A 22,378-nucleotide genomic window follows, 5' to 3' on the forward strand; every position below is an offset into this window, starting at 1 on the left:
AATGAGTGATTCTTTGCTGCCACGTTGTGGTTTTACCGGGCCACCGGGCTCAAGTGCCTTGTTGTTTGCCGGGCTGCACGGTCATGAAGGCCTGAGCGAGCTGTTTGAGTACCGGGTGAAGGTGTTGAGCCCGGAAGGGGAACTGAACGCGGACGACTGGCTGGGCAAGGCCCTTGGGCTTGAACTTCATCATTCGGCACAAAACAGCCCCTCATCGCGCAAGGTGCATGGCCATGTCTGTGGCTTTCGGCGTCTTGGCGATGAGGGGCGATTCCCCTGTTATGAGTTTTTGCTGCGGCCCTGGCTGTGGTTTGCAAGCTGTGCCAGCAACTGCCGGATTTTCCAGAACCAGAGCGTGCTGGAGGTGCTCAAGGCTGTGCTGGCGCCTTACCCCGGCGAGGTGGAGTGGGCGGCGACGGAAAGCTATGCGGCACTGGAATATTGCGTGCAATTTGCCGAGACCGATGCCGCCTTTGTCAGTCGCCTGATGGAGGAGGCCGGTCTCTATTACTTCTTCCGCCATAGCGGCGAAGGGCACAGTCTGGTGGTGACCGACTCGATGAGCGAACACCGGAGTCTGGAGGCCGGTGACACCCTGTACTGGCGGGTGGGCAGCGACGACAACTTCCACAGCCTTTGGGGCTGGGTGCCGCAACAGGCCCTGTGCAGCGGTCGGGTGAGTGCCGCTGATTTTGATTTCAGCAAAGCCAATACCCGTGAGGCCAGCGTGCTTGCGGCGGCGGCCTCGATCGCCGCGGGCCATGATCAGGCCGGGTTTGAGCACTACCGCTACCCCGGTCATTTTAACAACAGCGCCAGCGGTGAGGCCGCGACCAAGGTCCGGGTGCAGGCTTTGCACGCGCTGCGGCAACGGGTCGGGGCCACGGGTTGTGCGCCTTATCTGTTGCCCGGTGGCACGTTCAAGTTGTCCGGGCATGCCGACCCTGGGCAGAACGCCGAATACTTGATTACCCGGGCCACGCTGACCGCCACTTGCAGGGTTTCGTCTACCGGGGTCAGCGCGCCGAGCTTCAGTTGTGATATCGAGGCCATAGGCAGCAATGCCCGCTATCGCGCCCCGGTCCAGACCCCGCGCCCCAGAATGCCCGGCCCGCAGACCGCCTTTGTGGTGGGCAAGGCCGGCGAGCAGCTATGGGTTGATGAATTCGGCCGGGTCAAGGTGCAGTTCCATTGGGACCGTGGCGAACAGACCGACGAAAACTGTTCCTGCTGGGTGCGCGTCGCCCAACCGCTGGCAGGGCAACGCTGGGGCGCGATTTTTCTGCCGCGCATCGGTCAGGAAGTGATTGTCGAGTTTCTTGACGGCAACCCGGACCGCCCTCTGATCACCGGCAGCCTGTACAACGGTGGCATGCGCCCGCCCCATGAATTGCCGGCACAGGTGGCGCGCAGCGGGATTAAAAGCCAGTCGCTGGGGGCCCGGGATGTTTACAACGAACTGCGTTTTGAAGACAGGGACGGCGCCGAACAACTGTTGTTCCATGCCGGGCGCAATCAGGACGTCACGGTGCGCAATGATGCCCTGGAGCATGTGGGCAACGACCGCCACGTGAAGGTGGGGGGCAATTCCTTCCAGCAGGTGCTCAAGGATGCCCATCAGCATCTGGGTGGCGAATTCAATGTGTACGTTGCGGGCGGCCATTCGCTGGAGGTGGTGGGTGACCGCAGCATCAAAGTCGGTGCCGGTTACTCGATGGAAACCGGTGCCGATCATCGGTTCAAAGTAGCAGGCGGCCATTCGCTGGAGGTTGCTGGCGACAGCGATACCAAGGTCGGCGGCAAGTTCCGGCTCGGCGCCACCAGCGTCGACCTCAAGGGCTCGCAGACCCTGACCCTCGAGGCGGGGCAGACCCTGACCCTCAAAGCCGGCTCCAGCACCCTGGTCCTGGGGCCCAAGGGGGTGGCGATCAACGGCGCACTGGTGACCATCGACGCCAAGGGCAAGGTGGACATCAACGGCGGGGGCGACAGCAGCGCCGATCCGGCCGAGGCACCGCAGCCCATCCCCACCCAGAAACCACAAATGCCCAAGCAACCCGAGGAAGCCGACCATGGTCGTGACTGACGCCCTTAGGCAGGTGCGCCGGCTGGCGCTCTGCGGCGCATCGGTGCTGGTGCTTGGCGGGATGCAGGGCTGCCAGATGTTCGGCTGGTTCCAGGACCCGCCACCCGATCCGTACCGAAGCCTGCAGGTCGAGGCTGCCCTCGATGTGAATCCGGATATCCATGGGCGGCCATCGCCCGTGATTCTGACGATCTACCAATTGAGTGATGCCAAGGCATTTCTCGCGGCTGACCCGGCCAGTCTGCTGGAACCGGACGCAGAGCCGGCCAGCCCCGCCTGGTTGAAGCGCGAGACGTTCCAGTTAAGACCGGGGGAGGAGCTCACCCGGCGTTTTGTGCCCGAACCTGCTGTGCAGTTGTTCGGCGCAGTGGCGGAATACCGCGACCTGGAAAATGCCCAGTGGCGCACCGTGGAGGTGTTTCATGGGCAAACCCCCGAGTCGCTGCAGATCAATCTGCAACGGACCCGGGTTTCGATCCGCCTGATTCCATTACAAGGAGAAGCATCCAGTGTTCAGCAATGACCGGGTGCTGTGGTCGGAAGGGATGTTCCTCCAGCCGCAGCATTTTCAACAGCAACAACGCCACCAGCAGGCGCAACTGGTGCAGGGCCTGCAGGCTTTGCAAAGCCATGCCTGGGGCTTTACCGCGCTGAAGGTCGATGCGGCCCAACTGGCCCTGGGCTACGTGCAGTTACTGGAGTGCGCCGGCATCTTGCCCGACGGCACACTCTTCAATCTGGACACCGAGCAGCTGGCCCGCACCCGCTTTGTGGTGCCCGAGGGCGCACGGGAACTGGAGGTGGTCCTGGCCTTGCCCGCGCCGGGCATCTCGACTGTCGAAGTAAGCCGTGACAGCGGCCCCGACAGCCTGGCGCGCTACCGTCTGGTGGAAGCGCCGGCCCTGGATAGTTCGGCCCCCGACACGGGCGAGGCGACCCTGCAACTGGCGCGGCTGAACCTGATGCTGGCGGGCAAGCGCGACGTTGCACGGTCCCATGTCTATCTGGACGTGCTGCGCATCGCCGAGCGCAGCCCCGGTGGCCAGGTCAGTCTGGATGAGGGCTTTATCGCGCCGGTGTTGAACTGGCGTCTGGCCCGGCCCCTGGTCAGCTTTGTTGACGACTTTCTGAGCCGGGTCAAGCAGCGTGGCTACATGCTGGCTACCAATATGGGGGTGCCGGGGCTGGGCGGCGTGGCGGAGGTCCAGCATTTTCTGATGCTGCAAACCATCAACCGGGCCGAGTCCATGCTGGGTCATCTGGCGAGCTATCCGGGCTTGCACCCTGAGGTGCTCTACCGCGAGTTACTGGGGCTGGCCGGGGAGCTGGCGATATTTTCTGAAAGCAGTAAACGGCCCAAATCCTATCCTGTTTATCGCCACGACCGGCTTGGCGAATGCTTCGCCCCGATCATGGACGATCTGGCCTATACCCTCAGCGCCCAGGCCGGTACCGATGTCATTCCTCTGGTTTTGCACGAGCGCGAACATGGTATCCGCTTTGCCGCCGTGCTCGACTCAAGCCTGTACGCCAGCGCCCGCTTTGTGCTCGCGGTGCGCGCCCAGGTGCCGGACGATGAACTGCGCAAGGTGTTCCCGACCCGCCTGAAAATTGGCCCTGCAGAGCGGGTCGCCGACCTGGTGGACCTGCAGTTGCCCGGGCTTGGCGTCAGTGTCTTGCCGGCCGCTCCGCGGGAGCTGCCCTATTACGCGGGCTTCAGCTATTTCGAGCTGCAAAGCGATCATCCGCTGTGGCAGGAACTCAACACCGGTGCCGGTTTCGGACTCCATCTGGCCGGTGACTTCCCCGGCTTGCAACTGGCCTTCTGGGCGATCAAGGACCCTCAATGATTCGTCGTTTTGTCTCTCCGTTAGCCCGTATCAGGGCGCGTTTGCGTGCCTCTGCACAACCCGCCGGCCCGGCTGAAGCATTGCCCCCGCTGAGCAGCGACGGGCTTGGCCAGCGCGCCAGTGACCTGTTGTATGAAGTGGTACTGCTGCGCGGTCTGGAACGTGCGCCGGATCTGGATGAGCTGCGGGCCCGACTGGTCACCAAGGTGCGCACCTTTCATCGTCAGGCCATGGCTGACGGGGCTTCGCTGGATACGGTGGAACGGGCCCAGTACGCCATCTGTACCTTGCTCGATGAAATTATTTCGGGCTCCGAATGGGGGCGCGGCGGTTGGTCCAGACACAGTCTGTTGATGATTTTTCATGGCCAGACCTCCGGTGGTGACGGTTTTTTCGCCTACCTCGACGCCGCGGAACTCAAGCCCCAGGAAAACCTTGCCCTGCTGGAAGTGATGTACCTGTGCCTGGCCCTGGGGCTGGAAGGCCGCTATCGCATCCAGAGCGAGGGGCGCGCGGCACTGGCGTTGCGCCGCAACCAGCTGTTCGAAACCATCCGCCTGCAACGCGGCTACCTGCCCAAGGCCCGCCTGGACGAGCATTTGCGTTCGTGGAGTCGCGGCTACTTCAGCCGACGCCAGCGCTATGTCTGGTGGGGCTGTGGCGCCCTGTTGCTGGTGCTGGCCGCGGGCCTGACCTGGCACCTGGAAAATCGCGCCTATCAGACCCTTTTACGTTTGCAGGCACTGGAGCAGGCCCCGCTGATCAGCTTGACCCAGTCCCTGGCCGAGACGCTGTCGGCAGATTTGCGTGCGGGGCGTCTGAACCTGCTCGAAGACGGGCAGGGGGTGCGCATCATCATCAGTTCCTCGGGCCTGTTCGCCACCGGCGGCAGTGAAGTGGCGGCGCCCTATGAGCCAGTGTTGTCGCGCATTGCGGCGGCCCTGGAGCAGTGGCCGGTGCAGATCAAGGTGATCGGGCATAGCGATGATACGCCGGTGGCCAGAGGCCTGGGCTCCAATCAGGCCTTGTCGCTGGCCCGTGCCGAGGCGGTATTGCACAGGTTGCAGGGCAATCAGATCGACCCGGCGCGCTTTACCGCTGAAGGACGTGGCGAATTCGAACCTTTGTTCGCCAATGACAGCCCGGACAACCGGGCCCGTAACCGTCGGGTCGAAATCTTTGTGTACCCCGCCGAGCTGTAAACCGGGCGCCTTCCCTCAACCTTCTACCTTGCGGATGTTGCTGCCATGCTCCTGCGTGTTTTGAAAACCCTGCTGCGGGCCTCGCCCTGGCTGCTGGGGCTGCTATTTACGATGTATCTGATCCTGGTCCATGGCCCGCGCCTGGCGGTTGACGGTCATGTGCCGCTGGCCGCTCTGGTGGTGCGCCTGCTGCTGTGTGGCGCGCTGCTGCTGGTGGCAGTGCTGCTGGTCTGGCTCGGGCGGCGTGGCAAGCAGCAGGCCGAGCCGCAAGCGGTCGCCACGGCAGCGGTGCTCGACGAGTTGACGGAGCGCGAACTGGCATTGCGCGAACGGCTGTGTGCATGGCGCCAGCGCACCGGGGGCAAATTGCCGGGGTTGCTGGTGATCGGGCCGGCCGGGGTCGAGAAGGGGCCCTTGCTCGGGTTGCCGGCCAATGCCGATGAAGACTTGCGCTGCAGTGCCGTTGACGGCTATGGGCTGTTTGAAATCGGCGGCCACCTGGTGAGCCAGCGCCACCCGCAGGAAGTGCGGCTGTGGCGTCGCTTGCTGGATGACCTGGGGCAGTCGGGCGCCTCGGGCCAGCATCCGCGTGGAGTGATCCTGGTGCTATCGGCCGCCCGGCTGCAGGGCGCGACAGAGGTGGAGCGGGACCAGATTGCATTGAGCCTGCGCGCGCGTCTGGAAGAGCTGGCCAGCCGCTTCGGCAAAGGGCTGACGCTGCAGTTGTTCATCAGTGAATGCGAGCAGTTGCCCGGCTATGGCGAATCACTGGCCTGGCTACCGGCGGACCGCCGCGAGTTGAGCGTGGAATTCGCCCCGGCCACCCGCAACCGGCACTTGCTCACCACCCTCGAACAGCGCATGGCTGCCCTGATCGAGGGCCTCGACAGCAGTGAGTTCGAGCGTCTGCAGCGCGAGCCGGATGTTCAGGTGCGCGCCCGGCTGTATGGCTTCATACCGATGTGGCGAGGGTTTGCACTGACATTGAACGGGCTGCTGAATACAGCGCTGGCCCAGGAGCCGGGCATTGCCCAGGTCGCCTTGCAATCCATACGTTTCAGCGCCCGGGCAGCCACCCCGGAGTCGCCGGCGCCGGCCCTGCTGCGGGCCTTGCAGACCTGCCGCCGGCCGGGCCGGATACGCACCCCGTTGCGTCAGGCCGGTGCCTGGTGGCGACCGCGGGCGCACTATCTGATGCTGATCGCCAGCTTGCTCGCCGGGTTGTTGTTACTCAATCTGTACCGTGATCAGGACCGGCGCCTGGAGCAGGTTGATCAACACATCGCGGCATTGCAGCAGGCGCTGCCCCATGGAGCACCCGTCGCGCTGGGGGCCGGGGCACTGCTGCGGCTGGACCGGCTCGCCGGCATAGCCCGGCTTCTCGATCGGCGCTGGAGGGTCTGGGCCACCGATCGCCAGTTACGTCAGTTGTCCGGGCAGTTGTATGCCCGGGATCTGCAGCAGGTTTTGCTGGTGGATCTGTTGCAGCGCTTGCATGGCAGTTTGCATGGCACCACTGACGAGGGGCTGCGCGAGAGCCTGGGGCTGTATTTAATGCTCGGTGGCGAGGCGCCCATGGATGCCCGCTCATTGCGTGACTGGTATGCCCGGGCTGCGGGCGGCCCCGGTGAAGCCTACCGCCTGCGGCTGGATCAGCATCTGCAAGGCCTGCTCAAGGGGTTGGCGCAGTCCGGCCCGGTGCCGCTGGATCGCGGCCTGATCGAGCAGGTGCGCAACCGGCTGGCGGCGCAACCGCTGGCCCAGCGTTTATACGAACAACTGCTTGAGGGGATGCGGGGTCAGGCCCTGGCCGAGTTCAGCATTGCCTCGGTGCTGGGGGCCGAGGGCATGCTGCTGTTCGCCCGGCGCAGCGGCGAAAGCCTGGTGGAGGGGGTGCCGGGGTTGTATACCCGGGAGGGTTATCGGCGTTTCGAGACATTGCTCGAGCCCTTGCTGACGGTTGGGTTGCTGCAAGAACGTCGACTGCTGGGGCGCTCCGAAGTGCTGGCTCTGGAGCCTGTCAAACGCGAGATTCTGGCGCTCTATCATCAGGACTACATTGCCCACTGGGAGGGTTTTTTCGACGATCTGCAAATCGCCGGCCTGGACCAACATGAACACCTGCCGCGGCGGTTGATGCAATTGGCCCGGACCGATTCGCCGCTGCTGGTATTACTGCAGGCCGTCGCCGGGCATACCCAACTGACCCCCGCAGCATCCCCCGAGGGCTGGCTGGATATGGCGCAAAAGCAGGCGCAGCGTCTTCAGCCTGTGGCCGAACCGGGCGAGACCGCTGCCGCGCCCCCGGAGCATCCGGTGACCCGGCACTTCCAGCCTTTGCATGGCTGGCTCGCTGCTTCGGCACCCGAGCCGCCGGCCCTGGCAGTGCGCGCAGCAGTCAAAGGTGCCGCTTTATTGATGCAGGCCAATCAGAAAGCGCCTTCCCTGAAAGTCACGGTGCCGCCCAACGAGGTGTTGCAGCGTTTGAATGAGGAAATCGAGCAGTTGCCCGGTCTGCTGCAGCCGGTTTTCCTCGACGTTGCCGAGATTGGCCAGCAGCAGGTACAGCAGCAGGGCCGACGCTCGCTGGCCACTGCCTGGGCCGCTGAAGTGGCGCCATTGTGCGAGCGCGGACTGAGCGGGCGTTACCCGTTTGCGGGTGACTCGGCCAGTGACGTCAGCCTCGAAGACTTCAACCGGATGTTTGCCGCTGACGGGGCATTGCAAGACTTTGTCCAGCAGCATCTGACGGGTTTGCTGGATACCCGTTCGCGTCCGTGGCGCCTGGGTGACAGCCGTGGGGGCGAGTCCCTCGGGGGGCCGTTACTGCTCGCCCTGGAACAGGCCGGGCAGGTACGTGCGGGTTTTTTTCCGGCAGGCGGGACCCAGGCAGGCTTCGAATTTGAGCTCAGCCCGCTGACCATGAGCGAGCGCATCGCCAGCTTCACCCTGCACATCGATGACAAGCGCCTGGACTATCGGCACGGACCGTTGCGCGGGGTGACTTTCGGTTTTCCGGGCAAGGCCCTGGGGACGCAGATTCGCCTCTCGGCCACCTTGCTCGATGGCCGCACCCTTACCCGGCGCACCGAAGGGGCATGGGCCTGGTTTCGTTTGCTTGATCAGGCCCGGCAGATACCAACCGACAATCCCCAGGTCCGGCAACTGGTTCTGGACTTCGAAGGGGAGGAAGTGCGCTTGCAACTGCGGGCAGGGCGCCAGGGCATGGCTTTGGGTCGTGAAGCGCTGAATGGCTTCCGCTGCCCGTCGATTGGCACTTCAGCTGAACCGCTTCAGCTTTCAGAGCTTTCCTAAATACAGTAACCCGTTGTTCATATAGCTTTCTCTGCGTCATCGGACCTAACCGTCATCTGGACGGTTTCAAACCTTGAGGCGGGTGAAATAATCATTCCGTTGCGATTGCTGCCACTCCTTTAAACGGGGCGCGCCTGTAATCCGTCTCCCGCGATGTGCGTCTTGAAACCCGGATCAACAGCCGTGAGTGGGCGTTACTCTGTGTACAACATCGCCAGCTCGGCTTTTACGCAGAAAAAGCTGAACTGGCGCAAGCTTGAGCGGTGCCAATACTGCTTTGAGTTGGTTCAAGGTGCTGCCCGAACAAGGTGTCGTCGAATGACGCCGAGGGGGATTTGATCGGTAAGAGTATTTCTGCTTTTTAACTAAAAGCACCCGGCCTGCAAAAGGTATTTGCAACAGTCAATGCTTATAAAGGAGTTTCTGATGGCTTCATTATTACGGCCGGCCCGGCTGATGCTGCTGGATGATCACGACCTGGTCTTGCAGGGTATGTTGCAACTGTTGAGGCAAGAGCAGGATATGGAAGTCGTCGGGCACTTCATCCGCAGCCGGGAATTGATTGATGCGTTGAGCCAGCCCGGCATGGAAGTTGACATAATCATCATGGATTACACCCTGAGTCCGGGGGAAATTGACGGCTTGAATTTGATTCGCGGTTTGCGGCTTCGCTTTCCGGATATTCATTTACTGATTATTTCGGCATCCCACACTCCTGCAACTGTGGCGCTGGCCCTGCGTTGCGGAGCCAAGGGGTTTATCGGTAAAGACATGTGCTCCAGTCAACTGGCGGTTGCCGTACGCAGACTGGTGGGCGGGCGCGGTTACCTGCATCCGCAGATGGAGTCGAATCTGCAATACAACGGGGTTTCCATTGCTCAGGGGCAGCGCAATGGCCTGGCCAAACCCACCGGTGTGGACATGCTGGTCAGAACCAGTGAGTTGTCATTTCGTGAACGTGAAGTATTGCGTTGTTGTCTGGATGGCATGTCGGTCACGCAAATCGCGTTGAAATTCGAGCGCAGTGTCAAAACCATCAGTACTCAAAAGCAGGCCGCTTTTAAAAAGCTCGGGCTGCGCAGTGATAATGAATTGTTTAAGATTCGCTCGCAGTTTGAAGGTGATTAAGTGATGGCCGCTGTTAGTGGGTCGGACACTATTGGGTTCTAATAATGGCCTGATTTTTGCCGGGTTATTATAAGAATGTTCTTATTTTTGATTTTTAGAGTGCTGCTATATTTTTTTAAATGCCGTCTGCTGATTCAGAAGTATGTCTGTTGCTCAAGCAGTACTGCGTTGGAGGGGATGGATTCCCCGTAGAGTCTACTTACTTATAAGGATATTCGATGGACAGTGTTGTGGCTTTATCACAGGCAATTCTCCGGATCAGTGAAAATCAGACGGTGCTGAGTATCATGATTCGTGAACTTACGGATGGTGTCGATTTACCGGTAAATTGCGTGAATGCGCAACTCCTGGCCTGTTATGTCGACATGCTGGATAAAAACCATTTGTTGCTGTTGGACGCTTTATGTCAGCTCAACTCCCAGGAAGTACTTTAGCGGGTTGCAAATGGCTGGCCTGATGGTGAACTCAAAATTTGTCTGGCAACGATGCCGGGCGATGGTACGGGCTCGGGCCCCGAGGATCTGCCAGTGTCGGGTCGGTTGTTTGCTCAGGGTCGGCGCCCGCTATGCACCCGCATGCACTCTGCGAGCAGTGATACCCACCCATAATCCGGTATCCCGTAGTCCTGCGCGCCCATCGGGTGCCGGGTGATTGCCTCGGCAGCCGGCCGGGCAATGGGGTACGCCAAGAAAGTTTTCAGGCGCGATCGCAGCGGCCGCAGGTTTGTCTGGGGCCTGTTGCTGGCCTCTGCCTGTTTTCGGAGCATGGCCCAAGGGCAGGCTGAACAGCTTTTCACTGCACAGGAAAGAGCCTGGATTAGCGCCAATCCTGTGGTCCATGTGGCTGTGGATCCCGACTGGCGCCCATTGGAATACGTTGAAGATGGTGTTTATAAAGGGCTCAGCGCTGAGTACCTGAAAGCCATTGCCAGGGTTTCCGGCCTGGAGTTTCGCTGGAAGCAAGGCCTGGGCTGGCCCTCCGCCAGGGCTGCACTGGCGGAGCGCAGTATCGACTTGCTTGCGGCCACTTCACAGCAGATGGCTGCGCCGCAATCCCGTGAGCATATCGCCTACAGCAAACCTTACTTTGTAGGTTCCACGCTTATTGTGACCCGGGCCAGTTCGCCGGTGATGTTCGATCCTCGTCAACTGGAGGGCAAGAAGGTCGCCGTCAAGGCCGGAGGCGGGTATGAGCGCAGTTTGCGTTTACGTTACCCCGCAATCCTGCTGATCGCGGTCGAAACTGCAACAGAGGCATTGGAGCGTGTCGCGAGCGGCGAGCTGTATGCCGCCATCGATGTTGATGCGGTGTTGATCCCGATTTTGCAACACCGCTATTTCGATACGCTGCACGTCGCGGGTTCGATTGCCGAATTGCCCGCAGTGGTCAGCATCGGCATACGAATGGACCAGCCGTTACTGGTCTCGATCATCAACAAATCCCTGGCCACGCTGACCGCCCGCGAGACCGACCACATGCTGGCGCGCTGGGTTGATGCCGCCAGTTACGGGCCGCCGTCGTGGTCCGAACTGCTGAAATACTATTGCCGCGAAATGCTCGTGGTGGTCCTGTTTCTCGCCATCTTCATGTATCTGTTGTGCAACGCCCATCTGGCGCAACGCCAGGCCCGGCGTAGCGAGCGGGACAAGGCCATGTTGCTGGCGGTCATGAGTCATGAAATTCGTACGCCCATGAATGCGATTCTTTCCAGTGTCGAGCTGCTGGGGCGAGCCCGGCTCGCGCCGGAAGATGCCGAGTTGGCGAAAATTGCAGTGACCAGTGCCAATACGCTGTTGGGGCTGCTCGATTGTGCGCTGGATTTTTCCAAGCTGGAGGCCGAGCGCATGGTGCTCGAGTTCAGGCCCACCAATATCGACGGGTTGATCGAGGAGGCGCTCAGCATCTCGGAGTTGCGGGCGCAGGAGAAAGGCCTGCCGATGAAGATGAGCCTGCAGTGGGACTCGCCGCTGTGGTTGAGTGTTGATGCCCTGCGCCTGCGGCAAGTACTGATCAACCTGCTCTGCAATGCAATCAAGTTTACCGAGGCCGGTGAGGTCAAGGTGGTAGCCGGTTTTGAGATCGACCCTGAGGATTCAGCCAGGGGGCTGTTGCACCTGAGTATTATTGACACCGGCATCGGCATTTCCTGGCGTGATCAGCGGCGCCTGTTTCAGGCGTTTACCCAGGCCGACGACTCGATTACCCGAAAGTTTGGCGGCACCGGTCTGGGGCTGACCATCTGCCGCCGTCTTTTGGGGTTGATGGGCGGCACTATTGTGTTGCACAGCGAGCTCGGCAAGGGCACAACCTTCGTGGTCCGGGTGCCCGCGCTGCTGGCAGAGCCGCAGGTGCACCTCCAGCAGACAAATTCCTTAGCTTCAACCGCGGCGGCGGGTAGCGGGATGCCGGCGCTGAAAGTACTGGTGGTTGAGGATCATCCGCAAAACCAGTTTGTGATCAGGCGCCAGTTACAGACCATGGGCCATGAAAACGTCCAGGCGCTGACGGGGCAGGCGGGTCTGGATTGCTTTGCCGGGGAACGCTTCGATGTGGTGCTGCTGGACTGCAATTTGCCGGATATAGATGGCTATAGCGTCGCCCGCCGTATACGTGTCATGGAGGTCGGGCGCCAGATCCGTACACCGATCATTGCCATTTCGGCAATGGTTGGGGCGGAGCATGCCGAGTCGTGTTTTGACGCCGGTATCGATGGCTTGCTGACCAAGCCGTTACGGGTTGACCAGTTGCGGGAAATAATCGATCTGTGGTGTGACAGATGCACGCCAGCCCCGGCGCATCCCATGCTGCCGGAGCCGGCTGACGGCGATCTGCTAAGTGCTTTTTTTGCAACCTGTCACCTGGACTTCGAGCCTCTGCCTGGCTTTGCGCAAGCCTGTGACTGGCCCCAGGTGGCGCATCGGGCGCATCGCATTGCAGGTGCCGCCATGATGCTGGATCAGCCCCGGGTCGTCGAGGCTGCCCGCAGACTTGAGGCGCTTTGCCAGGAGCCAGTTGAAATTGCGACTGTTCACATGGCCATCGAGCATTTGCAACATGCCCTGGAATCCGCTTGTCGCTGACGCGCAACGCGGCTGCGACGGGGGCTCGCAGCCGCGTGCCCGGTCAGCGACTACGGGCCCGTTTTTCTGCTCAGGTAAAAGCTCTTCAACGCTTCTTCCATGCCGGCCAGCATGGCGCTCCAGTCGTACTCCTGACCGGCCGTATCACGCAGGGCCTGCTCCATGTCCCTGGCCCGTTTCGCCAGTTCGTTCGCCTGCATCGCCAGCGCTGCACCGTGAAGACGATGGCTGTAGTGCAGGGCCAGCACCAGGTTGTGCTTGTCGAACGCATCATGCAGACAGGCGAAATCTTCGCCACAGGAGGTATTGAACAGATCCTCGATGGAGGCGCTGCTCAGTGAGCTGGCCACAGGCTGGGGCGGGGTGTCGGGGCCGGGCAGCCACAGGCCCAGGATCTGCCGCAAGGCCGACAAAGTCAGGGGTTTTGACAGATTGCCGTCAATCTCGCTGTCGATGCATTTGAGCTGATGTTGCTCGTCGGTGGAGGCGGAGATCGCAATGATCGGCATGTGGGCCAGGCCTTGCTCTTGTTCCTGCTGGCGAATCCTGCGGGCCACTTCGTAACCGTCGATGCCGGGCAAGTGACAGTCCAGCAGGATCAGGCAAATGCCCTCGCGGTGCTGCTCCATGGTCGCCATGGCCGCTATGCCGTCCTCGACAATCAGCGCGTGATACCCCAGCTCAGTGAGTTGTAGCTGGATGGTCTGGCGGTTGATCGGATGATCTTCGACCACCAGCACCTGCTGCCAGGTTTTCGCTGGTGCGTCCGGCAGCGGCTCTTCGGCAGCCCGGGCAGGCAGGGCAGGGTATTTGTGCCTGAAACTCACCGGCAAGCTGACGCGTACACGGGTGCCCTGGCCGGGTTCGCTTTCGAGGTCGATCTGGCCGCCCATCAACTCCACCAGCTGTTTGCAGATGGACAGCCCCAGTCCGCTGCCGCCGTAACGCCGGGTGATCGAGTTGTCGGCCTGGACGAACGCCTGGAATAAATGCCGTTGTTGTTGCGCGTCGACTCCGATCCCCGTATCGCTGACCAGTATCTCCAGGTGTCCGGAGTCGGAGGAAGTGGCTTCAAAGTGCAGGCTCAGCAGCACCTCGCCGTGCTCGGTAAATTTCACCGCATTGGACAGCAGGTTGGCGATGACCTGACGGATGCGGACCGGGTCGAGGATCAGTAACACCTCATCCAGGCCGGTAACCGCCAGGGATATCTCGGTATGGCGCTGGCGGGCGGCCAGCTGGTGGATGTCGGCCAGGCCCCGGGCCAGTTGCTGCAGATCGGTGGGGACGGATTCCAGCTGGATCTTGTCGGCTTCCAGCTTGGAAACATCCAGCACGTCGTCGAGCAATTCCAGAAGGTTGCGCGCCGAAACGTTGGCCAGGGTGGCCAGTTCCTGTTGCGCCGGGGTCAGCGGTGAACCCTTGAGCAGTTCGATGGACGACAGCACGCCATTCATCGGGGTGCGGATTTCATGGCTCATCATTGCCAGGAAACTCGATTTGGCCGCTTCGCTTTTCTGCGCGGCCTTTTTCGCCAGCATGGCACGTCGGGTCATGAAGGCCAGTGCCGACAGCAGCAGGGCAAAACAAATCAGCTCGATCCGGTAGTAGCGGAAAACCGTCGCCCAAGAGGGGGCGCCGTAGTCGGTCCGTTCCAGCCAGCGTTCAAAGATGGCATCGATGGTTGATGGCGGTAGCTGTGCCAGTGATTTGTTGATGATGGACAACAGTTCAGGGTACTTGGGGCTGATACCCATGCTGCTGACGATCGGCATGTCTGACAGCACGCCGGCCAGGTGCAGGGTGCCGAAAAACTTGCGGGATATGATCAACTGCAAAACGCTGTCCATGCCAATCACTGCGTCGGCTTTGCCCTCGGCCAAAGCCATCAGGGCGTCCTCCGGGTCATTGATCAGTAGCAGTTCGACGTCGGGGAACTCTTTTCGCAGGTAGTGCTCATAGCCGCCGCCGCCTTTGACCGCTACCACTTTGCCGTTGAGTTTGTGGGTCGAAAACAGTACCGGTTCACCACTGCGGGTGACGACGACGGTGGAACCGACGAAAAAAACGTCGGACAGCAGTAGTTTTCCGGCCTGGTCCTTGTCGATCAAGGCTTTGGAGACGGCAGTGGTCAGGTCGATTTTGCCAGCGTCGATGAGGGCGAGGGTTTCACTCCAGTTTTTTGTCGGAACCAGTTCGAATTGCAGTCCGCTGATGCGCGAGATTTGCTGCAGATAATCGCGGGTCAGGCCTTTGTGTTCGCCATTTTCGATGTATTCCAGCGGCCAGTAGGAGTCGATGGCATAGCGCACCACCGGGTGCTCCTGGATCCATTGCTTCTCTGCCGGGGTGAAGGCGTAAGGGGAATCGGCGTACACCTGGCAACTGATCAACAGCGCAATCCCCAGCAGCATCAGCCTGCGCATATCACTGGCCTTCCAGCAGGTAGCGGACCTTGTTCAGCTCGTTGTCATTGTTCAACCCGAGCTTTTTGTAGGCGGCTTGTTTCTGGGTACTGATGGTCTTGATGCTGCGGGAAAACTTATTGGCAATTTGCGTCACCGACATGCCGTCCAGGAGGCAGCGCATCACTTCGTGCTCGCGCCCGGTCAGCGCCGCATTCGTGGCAAGGATGGCCAGGCTGTCAGTGTCATCGTTGGTGGCTGCGGTCGATGGATCGCCGGAAGAGATCTCCTGTTCACGAAACTGCTCGCTCATGGTTTCGGCCAGGTAGGTCTTGCCGGATACCACGCGGCGAATGGCAATAGGCAGTTGAGACGGGTCCACTTCTTTGCCGATAAATCCGTCGGCGCCGCTGCGCATGACCATGGCCACGGTGGCGGGGTTATGCAGTGCCGACAGCACCAGCAAACGCATGCCCGGAAAGCGTTTTTTCAGGCCGCGCACCAGGTTCAGGCCGTCGATTTCGTCCGGCCCCAGTGAATAGTCCAGCAGCACCAGGTCGACGCTCTGTCGTTGCAGTGCCTCAAGCAGTGCCTGACTGCTGCTGAAACTGCCGGCAATCTCAATGTCGGCCTGGGTTTTCAGGCTCAGTTCCAGGCCTTGGAGCATGAATAGATGATCATCCAGAAGCATGACCCGAATCATTTTGCGAATGGACATGACCAGCCTCGAAGAACTTTGTCCTCATCTCGCGCCACAGTAGTCGCGAGGTCGACAAATAAGTGTTGAGTGTGATCTGCACGGCTCCAGGGGCCGCAGGCCAGAGCTTCAGAGTAATAGATTATGAACAACATGTGCAGCGGCAGGAGCCGCTACCCGTAATCAATAGTAGCCCGTGGTTCATCCTGACTTGAATCAGCCCCCATTTCGCTCTGCACAGCCTGTGCAGTGAATGCCTCTAAACTGGATCAAGGCGGGTTTTAGAGATTGGGCTGCTTTCTGGCGCGGCTGACTTCATGTTGGCTGAGGCTGGTGGGGGTAAGACACTTTTGCTTTTTGAGACGATTCTTATTTTTGTGGCGGGAAGCGGGCATATCATAACGCGCGATTCTTTGCCCTTAGTGTTGGTGCGGGTTTTGGCTTTGACTCTGGTTGAAGTGCTGGTACGAACGCCCCTGATAAAGGGTCATATGGAGTAATACCTGGTTCAGCAACGCTGAGAGGTAAAGAGGAAGTTGCCATGGCATCCATGTTGAACCCGATTCGCTTGATGTTGCTTGATGATCATGCGCTGATTCTGCAAGGGTTTTCTCGGTTACTCACCCCCCATAAAGATATGCAGATTGTCGGCTGTTTCACCCGCAGCCGGCAGTTGATGGACGCGTTGAGAACGCAAAGTGTGGACGTGGTGGTGATGGACTACTCCCTGAGCCCCGGCGAAGTTGACGGCCTGAATCTGATTCGCGGTCTGCGGCTGCGGTATCCGGGGGCGCGCCTGCTGGTGGTTTCGGCCCTGCATACGCCGGCAACGGTAGCCCTGGCGATGCGCTGCGGCGCGAGTGGGTTTCTGGGCAAGGATACAAGCTCTGATGAAGTCGTACTCGCCATCAGAAAAGTCGCCGCCGGCCAGATTTATTTGCATTCTGCGATGGCGCTGGAGCTCAAACATAACGAAATTTCGACCCGTAGCAGCCTGGAAACCTCTGCCGACAGCGGGTCAGACCAGGGGGAACTGACCGGTTTGAGTACCCTTTCCATTCGTGAGCGCGAAGTGCTGCGCTGCTGTCTTGAGGGCATGTCGGTGACGAAAATCGCCGGGAAGTTTTCCCGCAGCATCAAGACCATCAGCACCCAGAAGCAATCGGCCTACAAAAAGCTGGGTGTGACCAGCGACAATGAATTGTTCAAGATCCGCTCGCAGTTCGAGAACGGCTGATGGCAGTCACTGATGGTTGTGGGAGCCCGGCTCCCACACACATTAGATGGCGGGGTATTCGTCACTGGCGTCGGGCCAGGGGCTGAGCACTTCGAAACCGTCATCCGTCACGGCAACCATGTGTTCCCACTGGGCCGACAGCGACTGATCCTTGGTCACTACGGTCCACTGGTCCGCCAGGGTTTTGACATGGCGTTTGCCCGCATTGAGTATGGGCTCAATGGTGAAGATCATGCCGGTTTTAAGCTTCATGCCCTGGCCCGGGTAGCCGTAGTGCAGGACCTGCGGCTCATCATGGTAGACCTTGCCGATGCCATGACCGCAGTACTCGCGGACCACACTGAACCCTTCCTTTTCGGCCAGCGACTGGATGGCATGGCCAATGTCGCCCAGGGTTGCGCCCGGGCGAACCACACGAATCCCGGCACACATGGCGTCGTAGGTGGTTTTCACCAGGTGACGGGTTTGCGGATCGACATCGCCGACCAGGTACATGCGGCTGGTATCGCCGTACCAGCCATCCTTGACCACGGCGATGTCGATATTGACGATATCCCCATCCTTGAGCGGCACCGCGTTCGGGATGCCGTGGCAGACGACTTGATTGACCGAGGTACAGACCGTTTTCGGGAAACCGTGATAGCCCACGTTACCGGGAATGGCCTTCTGCACATTGACGATGTAGTCGTGGCAGATCTGGTCCAGCTGGTCGGTAGTGACGCCCGCTTTGACGTGGGCGCCGATCATGGCCAGCACTTCGGCGGCCAGCTTGCCGGCAATCTTTGACTGGGCGATCTGCGCCGGGCTGTTGATCACGACACCGGCTCTCATTGATCGACTCCTGCGGTGGCTTGGGTGGCGGCGCACAACTGTTTCAAATCGAGGCCTCCGTCCAGTTCGGCGGCAATCAGCAGGCGGCAGATCTGGTTGTGATCCAGGCCTGGATGCAGTTCGGTCAGCATGCCGATACGCATCCAGTGCTCCGCTTGTGCGTTGATCGAGCGGCTCAGAGCGTTGCTGGCCAGCCGCAGGTTCTCGTGCATGGCGTCCGAGATTTTTACAATGCCCATCTAAATGCTCAATATGAAATGTATATGAAACGTATATTAGGCGATGGCGGGGCCACATCGCAACCTTGCCGGGTCAAGCGCCCAGCTCCTGCAACGGGTAGGGGGTATCAGCCGGTATTCATGAAGCTCCATCACTAATCTCTGTAGGATGTTTGATCATTCTTTGTAACAACCTGATTTATCGAAGGTCTAGGTGTCAGCCTTTATTTTTGATGATCAAGGAGATTTATGTGATATCCCGCAGAAAGTTACTGTCTTCTGGCGCTGCCATAACCGGTGCCGGACTTCTTTCTTCATCCTGGGCGGGTTCGGTTCTGGCGCAAGGCATCAATAATGCCGCCACTGATGATGTCGAACTTTTGCACCAGCTTTCACTGTTCCTCACCGAGCGCGATGCGCTGGACCCGAGCCTCACGCTGCGCGTGCTGGCACGCTGTACCGAGGCCGATCCATTGTTCCCGGAAAAGGTCAGGGGGCTGTGGGGCAGCATCCGCCAGCATGGTTTGAGCCGGGTCTCGATGTTGAGCGCCAGCCCGGTTTATCAGCACCCGCAGTACAAGGACACGGTGCAAAAAATCGTCCGCGCCTGGTACCTGGGCTATACCGGCACTCCGGTCAGCATGCGGGCCGTGGACGACACCCGGCTGGTGACCTTCACCGGTGCGCTGGCGTACACGCCGACCCTGGATGCCACCGTGATCCCCACCTACTCCCGGGGGCATACCAACTATTGGGTTGATCCGCCGTCTACCGTCGCTAACGATTAAAACAAGGGGTACCCATGAGTCAGGTCTTTGATGCTGATGTCATTGTTGTTGGGTCCGGAGCCTTGGGCAGCAACGCAGCTTTTGAATTGGCCAAACAAGGCAAGTCAGTGATTATTCTGGAAGCAGGTGAGTCCATTCCCCGCTGGAAAATCGTTGAAAACTTTCGCAACTCTTCGAACAAGAGTAACTACAACTCGCCGTATCCGAATGAGCCATGGGCGCGTCATTCCTACGATGAGCAGTACATAGAAAATATCGGCTCGTTCGAGTTTCGTCCGGGCATGTTGAAACTGGTCGGCGGCACCACCTGGCATTGGGCGGCAGCCTGCTGGCGTTACCTGCCCAACGACATGAAGCTCAACACCCTGTACGGGGTTGGCCGCGACTGGCCAATGGAGTACAGCGAGCTGGAACCCTATTACGCACGGGCCGAAGTGGCGCTGGGCGTATGCGGCAGTGATACCCAGGATCAAAGCGGGCATGACGGCGAGGCCTTTCCGCCGCGTTCGACGCCGTACCCCATGCCGCCCGAAGGCGATACCTACCTGTTCCAGCGCCTTCGCGCGCGTCTGGCCCCGGCCGGCTATGTGTTCCTGCATGAGCCCAACGGTCGTGCCACCACGCCCTATGACGATCGCCCGGCGTGCAGCGGCAACAACAACTGCATGCCGGTATGCCCGATTGGCGCCATGTACAGCGGTGATGTGCATGCCCGGCACGCGCAGCAGGCGGGGGCCAGACTGCTGACCGACGCCACGGCATACAAGCTGGAGAAAGGCGAAGGCGGCAAGATCGTTGCCGTGCATTACCGCAGCTCCAAGGGCGATAACGTGCGGCTCACCGCCAAGTATTTTGTGGTGGCCGCCAATGGCCTGGAAACCCCCAAGCTGCTGTTGATTTCCGAGGTGGCCAACTCCTCGGACCAGGTGGGGCGCAACCTGATGGACCACACTGGTCAGGGGCTGCAGTTTCTGGCCGACGAGCCGGTATGGCCGGGGCGCGGAGCGGTGCAGCAAGGCGGGATTTTCAACCGTCGCGATGGCGCGTTCCGCAAGGAACGGGCGTCGGTCAAACATGCCTTTGCCAACAACGTGCCGAACATGGCCGTGGCCAATCGTCTGATCGAGCAGGGCATTTTCGGCAAGGAACTGGACGAGCGAATTCGTCACGATTCGGCACGCTGGGTGGATGTGTCGACGGTGTACGAAACCTTGCCGCTGGCGAGCAACACCATTCGCCCGAGCACCACCCGCACCGATGCCCTGGGCATCCCGATGATGGTGATCAATTACGAAGTGGGTGATTACGTCAAAGCCGCCAAGCCCGGGGTGGACGCCGACTATGCCGACTTCGTGAAAGTCATGGGCGGTACCGTGGTTGAGGACAACACCGGCTGGCAGAACCGCGACCACCTGATGGGCACCGTAATCATGGGTACTGATGCCAAGGACTCGGTGGTCAACCACGAGTGCCGCACCTTCGATCATCCGAACCTGTTTTTGGCCACCACCGGGGTGATTCCGGCATCGGGCACCATCAATCCGACGCTGACCGGGGTTGCCTTGAGCATTCGTGTGGCCGACATCATTGCGCGGGAGGTCTGAGCCATGAATCCCTACCTCTGCGCGCTACGCCCCCTGGTTGCCCTGTGCAGCCTGTTTGCTTCGCTGTCCGTGTGGGCGGTCGAAGATACTGCCGCGCTGATCAAGCAAGGCGAATACGTGGCCCGGGCTGCCGACTGCGGGGCCTGTCACCGTACGGTGGAAAAAGACGGCCCGGCGCTGGCCGGTGGTTATGCCATCGACTCGCCCATGGGCAAGATCATTGCCAGCAACATCACACCGTCCAAGACCCACGGCATTGGTGATTACACCGAGCAGCAACTGGCCGATTCCTTGCGCAAAGGGGTCAACGCCAAGGGCCAGCAGTTGTATCCGGCCATGCCCTATACCTCCTATCAGGGCATGAGCGATGAAGACATTCACGCGCTGTATGTGTACCTGCAACAGGGGGTTAAACCGGTAGACGCAGCCGTGGCGCCGACCCGACTGGCATTCCCGTTCAATATCCGGCCGTTGATGTTTGGCTGGAACCTGCTGTTTCTCGACAACCAGGGTTTTGTTGCCAAAAAACCGGACGATGCACAGCTGACCCGAGGGCAATACCTGGTCGATAGCCTGGCCCACTGCGGTGCCTGCCATACACCGCGTAATGCTCTGATGGCAGAAGACTCCGAGCGCTATTTGTCGGGCGCTGCACTGGGCGGCTGGATCGCGCCTAACATCACCCCGGACAAAGCCACCGGCCTGGGCGGCTGGAGCAATGACGAGGTGGTGGCGTTCCTGAAAAACGGCCACGTCACCAACAAGGCACAAGCGGCGGGCGGCATGGCTGAAGCGGTGGAAAACAGCCTGCGGTTTTTGACCGATGATGACCTGTACGCCATGGCCGGCTACCTGAAAACCGTCCCGGCGATTGCCACCGGCAACCATGTCGCCAGCACCCCGCGGGTGGTGACGCCGATCGACATGACTACCCTCGAAACCGGTCAGCTCGATCAGGCAACCCTGGCCTATGCCAGCGAAACCGATGGCGCCCGGCTCTACAACTCGGCGTGCGCCAGTTGCCACGGGCGTGACGGGCAGGGCACCGGCGACGGGTTCTATCCTTCCTTGAGCCAGAACAGCGCCTTGACCGGGTTGCATCCGAATAATCTGGTGATGGCGATAATTGAAGGGGTGGAGCGTAAAGGGGCCGACCTGCAAGTCAGCATGCCGGCATTGGGTGGTGACCTGAATGATCAGCAAGTGGCGGCGATTGCCAACTACAGCCTGCAACGTTTCGGCAACCCGTTGCTCAGTGTTGATCAACAGACCGTGGCCAGCCTGCGTCGTGGAGGTGATGCGCCGTTGTTGGTGGTGGCAATGCCTTACGTGATCTGGGGTGGCGGCGGGTTGTTGCTGTGCCTGATTGCCTGGGGCCTGGTGGTACGCAGCCAGCGCAAGCGGGAGCGCGAGATTCTGGCCAAAAGAATGGCGCTTAACCGGCGCTTTCATTCACGCTAATACCGCAACGACGTGATCCTGTAGGAGCGAGCTTGTCTCGCGAGCATTTGGTTGATTGGCTGAAAAGCTCGCGAGGCAAGCTCGCTCCTACAGGTATCGGGTTGTTTTCAGCGCGATAAATTGACCTTGGCCAGGTCGATCCGTCCATCGCGGTCATACCGTCACGTTGTAATTCTGTAGGAGCGAGCTTGTCTCGCGAGCTTTTGGTTGTGTGGTTGAAAAGCTCGCGAGGCAAGCTCGCTCCTACAGGTGTCGGGGTTGTTTTCAGCGCAATGAGTTGACCTTGGCCAGGTCGATCCGTCCATCGCGGTTATACCGCCACGTTGTAATTCTGTAGGAGCGAGCTTGTCTCGCGAGCTTTTGGTTGTGTGGTTGAAAAGCTCGCGAGCAAGCTCGCTCCTACAGGTATCGGGGTTGTTTTTAGGGGAATAATTTGACCTTGGCCAGGTCGATCCGTCCATCGCGGTTATACCGCC

General features: G+C 60.2%; 16 protein-coding genes. 12 read left to right on the plus strand and 4 right to left on the minus strand.

Annotation, left to right across the window (positions count from 1 at the left end; genetic code table 11):
* Position 1 precedes the first annotated feature (1 nt).
* The 8 genes from JQ845_RS06660 (at position 2) to JQ845_RS06695 (ending at position 12,661) form a co-directional block, all read left to right on the plus strand.
* A complete protein-coding gene (locus JQ845_RS06660) occupies positions 2–2,086 on the plus strand; it encodes a type VI secretion system Vgr family protein (RefSeq protein ID WP_203008789.1) in 2,085 nt (694 codons plus the stop codon).
* Complete coding sequence (gene tssJ, locus JQ845_RS06665) at positions 2,073–2,609, plus strand: type VI secretion system lipoprotein TssJ (RefSeq protein ID WP_202210392.1); 537 nt, start codon at positions 2,073–2,075, stop codon at positions 2,607–2,609. The genes JQ845_RS06660 and tssJ overlap by 14 nt, the downstream gene beginning before the upstream one ends.
* A complete protein-coding gene (tssK, locus tag JQ845_RS06670) occupies positions 2,596–3,936 on the plus strand; it encodes a type VI secretion system baseplate subunit TssK (RefSeq protein WP_203008790.1) in 1,341 nt (446 codons plus the stop codon). Before tssJ ends, tssK begins: the two co-directional genes overlap by 14 nt.
* Positions 3,933–5,138, plus strand: a complete 1,206-nt coding sequence (gene icmH, locus JQ845_RS06675; protein WP_003446727.1) for a type IVB secretion system protein IcmH/DotU — start codon at positions 3,933–3,935, stop codon at positions 5,136–5,138. Before tssK ends, icmH begins: the two co-directional genes overlap by 4 nt.
* Before the next feature lie 45 nt (positions 5,139–5,183).
* Positions 5,184–8,453 (plus strand): type VI secretion system membrane subunit TssM, encoded by a 3,270-nt coding sequence (tssM, locus tag JQ845_RS06680; protein ID WP_203008791.1) that lies wholly within the window; start codon positions 5,184–5,186, stop codon positions 8,451–8,453.
* A gap of 456 nt (positions 8,454–8,909) precedes the next feature.
* The gene (locus JQ845_RS06685) at positions 8,910–9,581 is read left to right on the plus strand and encodes a response regulator transcription factor (RefSeq protein ID WP_328823148.1); all 672 of its coding nucleotides are present in this window, start codon (positions 8,910–8,912) and stop codon (positions 9,579–9,581) included.
* A 218-nt stretch (positions 9,582–9,799) separates the two neighbouring features.
* Positions 9,800–10,015, plus strand: coding sequence for a hypothetical protein (locus JQ845_RS06690; protein ID WP_003446734.1), 216 nt, complete (start codon positions 9,800–9,802; stop codon positions 10,013–10,015).
* Positions 10,016–10,420: 405 nt separating this feature from the next.
* Complete coding sequence (locus JQ845_RS06695; RefSeq protein ID WP_236010193.1) at positions 10,421–12,661, plus strand: ATP-binding protein; 2,241 nt, start codon at positions 10,421–10,423, stop codon at positions 12,659–12,661.
* Positions 12,662–12,711: 50 nt separating this feature from the next.
* On the opposite strand, the gene JQ845_RS06700 is transcribed toward JQ845_RS06695, so the two are convergent.
* Positions 12,712–15,087, minus strand: coding sequence for an ATP-binding protein (locus JQ845_RS06700; RefSeq protein WP_203008792.1), 2,376 nt, complete (start codon positions 15,085–15,087; stop codon positions 12,712–12,714).
* Position 15,088: 1 nt separating this feature from the next.
* Positions 15,089–15,784, minus strand: coding sequence for a response regulator (locus tag JQ845_RS06705; protein ID WP_003446740.1), 696 nt, complete (start codon positions 15,782–15,784; stop codon positions 15,089–15,091).
* Between the two features lie 520 nt (positions 15,785–16,304).
* On the opposite strand from JQ845_RS06705, the gene JQ845_RS06710 reads away from it, so the two are divergent.
* Positions 16,305–17,000, plus strand: a complete 696-nt coding sequence (locus JQ845_RS06710) for a response regulator transcription factor (protein ID WP_003446742.1) — start codon at positions 16,305–16,307, stop codon at positions 16,998–17,000.
* A gap of 42 nt (positions 17,001–17,042) precedes the next feature.
* Here the strand turns inward: JQ845_RS06710 and map are convergent, their stop codons facing one another.
* On the minus strand, positions 17,043–17,831 hold the full coding sequence (map, locus tag JQ845_RS06715) for a type I methionyl aminopeptidase (protein ID WP_203008793.1): 789 nt from the start codon (positions 17,829–17,831) through the stop codon (positions 17,043–17,045).
* Positions 17,828–18,070 carry a ParD-like family protein gene (locus JQ845_RS06720; protein WP_003446744.1) on the minus strand — a complete coding sequence of 81 codons (243 nt, stop codon included), beginning with the start codon at positions 18,068–18,070 and terminating at the stop codon, positions 17,828–17,830. Before JQ845_RS06720 ends, map begins: the two co-directional genes overlap by 4 nt.
* Before the next feature lie 230 nt (positions 18,071–18,300).
* On the opposite strand from JQ845_RS06720, the gene JQ845_RS06725 reads away from it, so the two are divergent.
* Genes JQ845_RS06725 through JQ845_RS06735 form a run of 3 tightly spaced genes read left to right on the plus strand, consistent with a single transcriptional unit; the run spans position 18,301 to position 21,902 of the window.
* A complete protein-coding gene (locus tag JQ845_RS06725) occupies positions 18,301–18,837 on the plus strand; it encodes a sugar dehydrogenase complex small subunit (RefSeq protein ID WP_177412933.1) in 537 nt (178 codons plus the stop codon).
* A gap of 14 nt (positions 18,838–18,851) precedes the next feature.
* On the plus strand, positions 18,852–20,441 hold the full coding sequence (locus tag JQ845_RS06730) for a GMC family oxidoreductase (RefSeq protein ID WP_003446746.1): 1,590 nt from the start codon (positions 18,852–18,854) through the stop codon (positions 20,439–20,441).
* A gap of 3 nt (positions 20,442–20,444) precedes the next feature.
* Positions 20,445–21,902 (plus strand): cytochrome c, encoded by a 1,458-nt coding sequence (locus JQ845_RS06735; RefSeq protein WP_203008794.1) that lies wholly within the window; start codon positions 20,445–20,447, stop codon positions 21,900–21,902.
* Positions 21,903–22,378 lie beyond the last annotated feature (476 nt).

The sequence above is a fragment of the Pseudomonas paraversuta genome (genome assembly GCF_904063065.1).
Taxonomy (GTDB): domain Bacteria; phylum Pseudomonadota; class Gammaproteobacteria; order Pseudomonadales; family Pseudomonadaceae; genus Aquipseudomonas; species Aquipseudomonas paraversuta.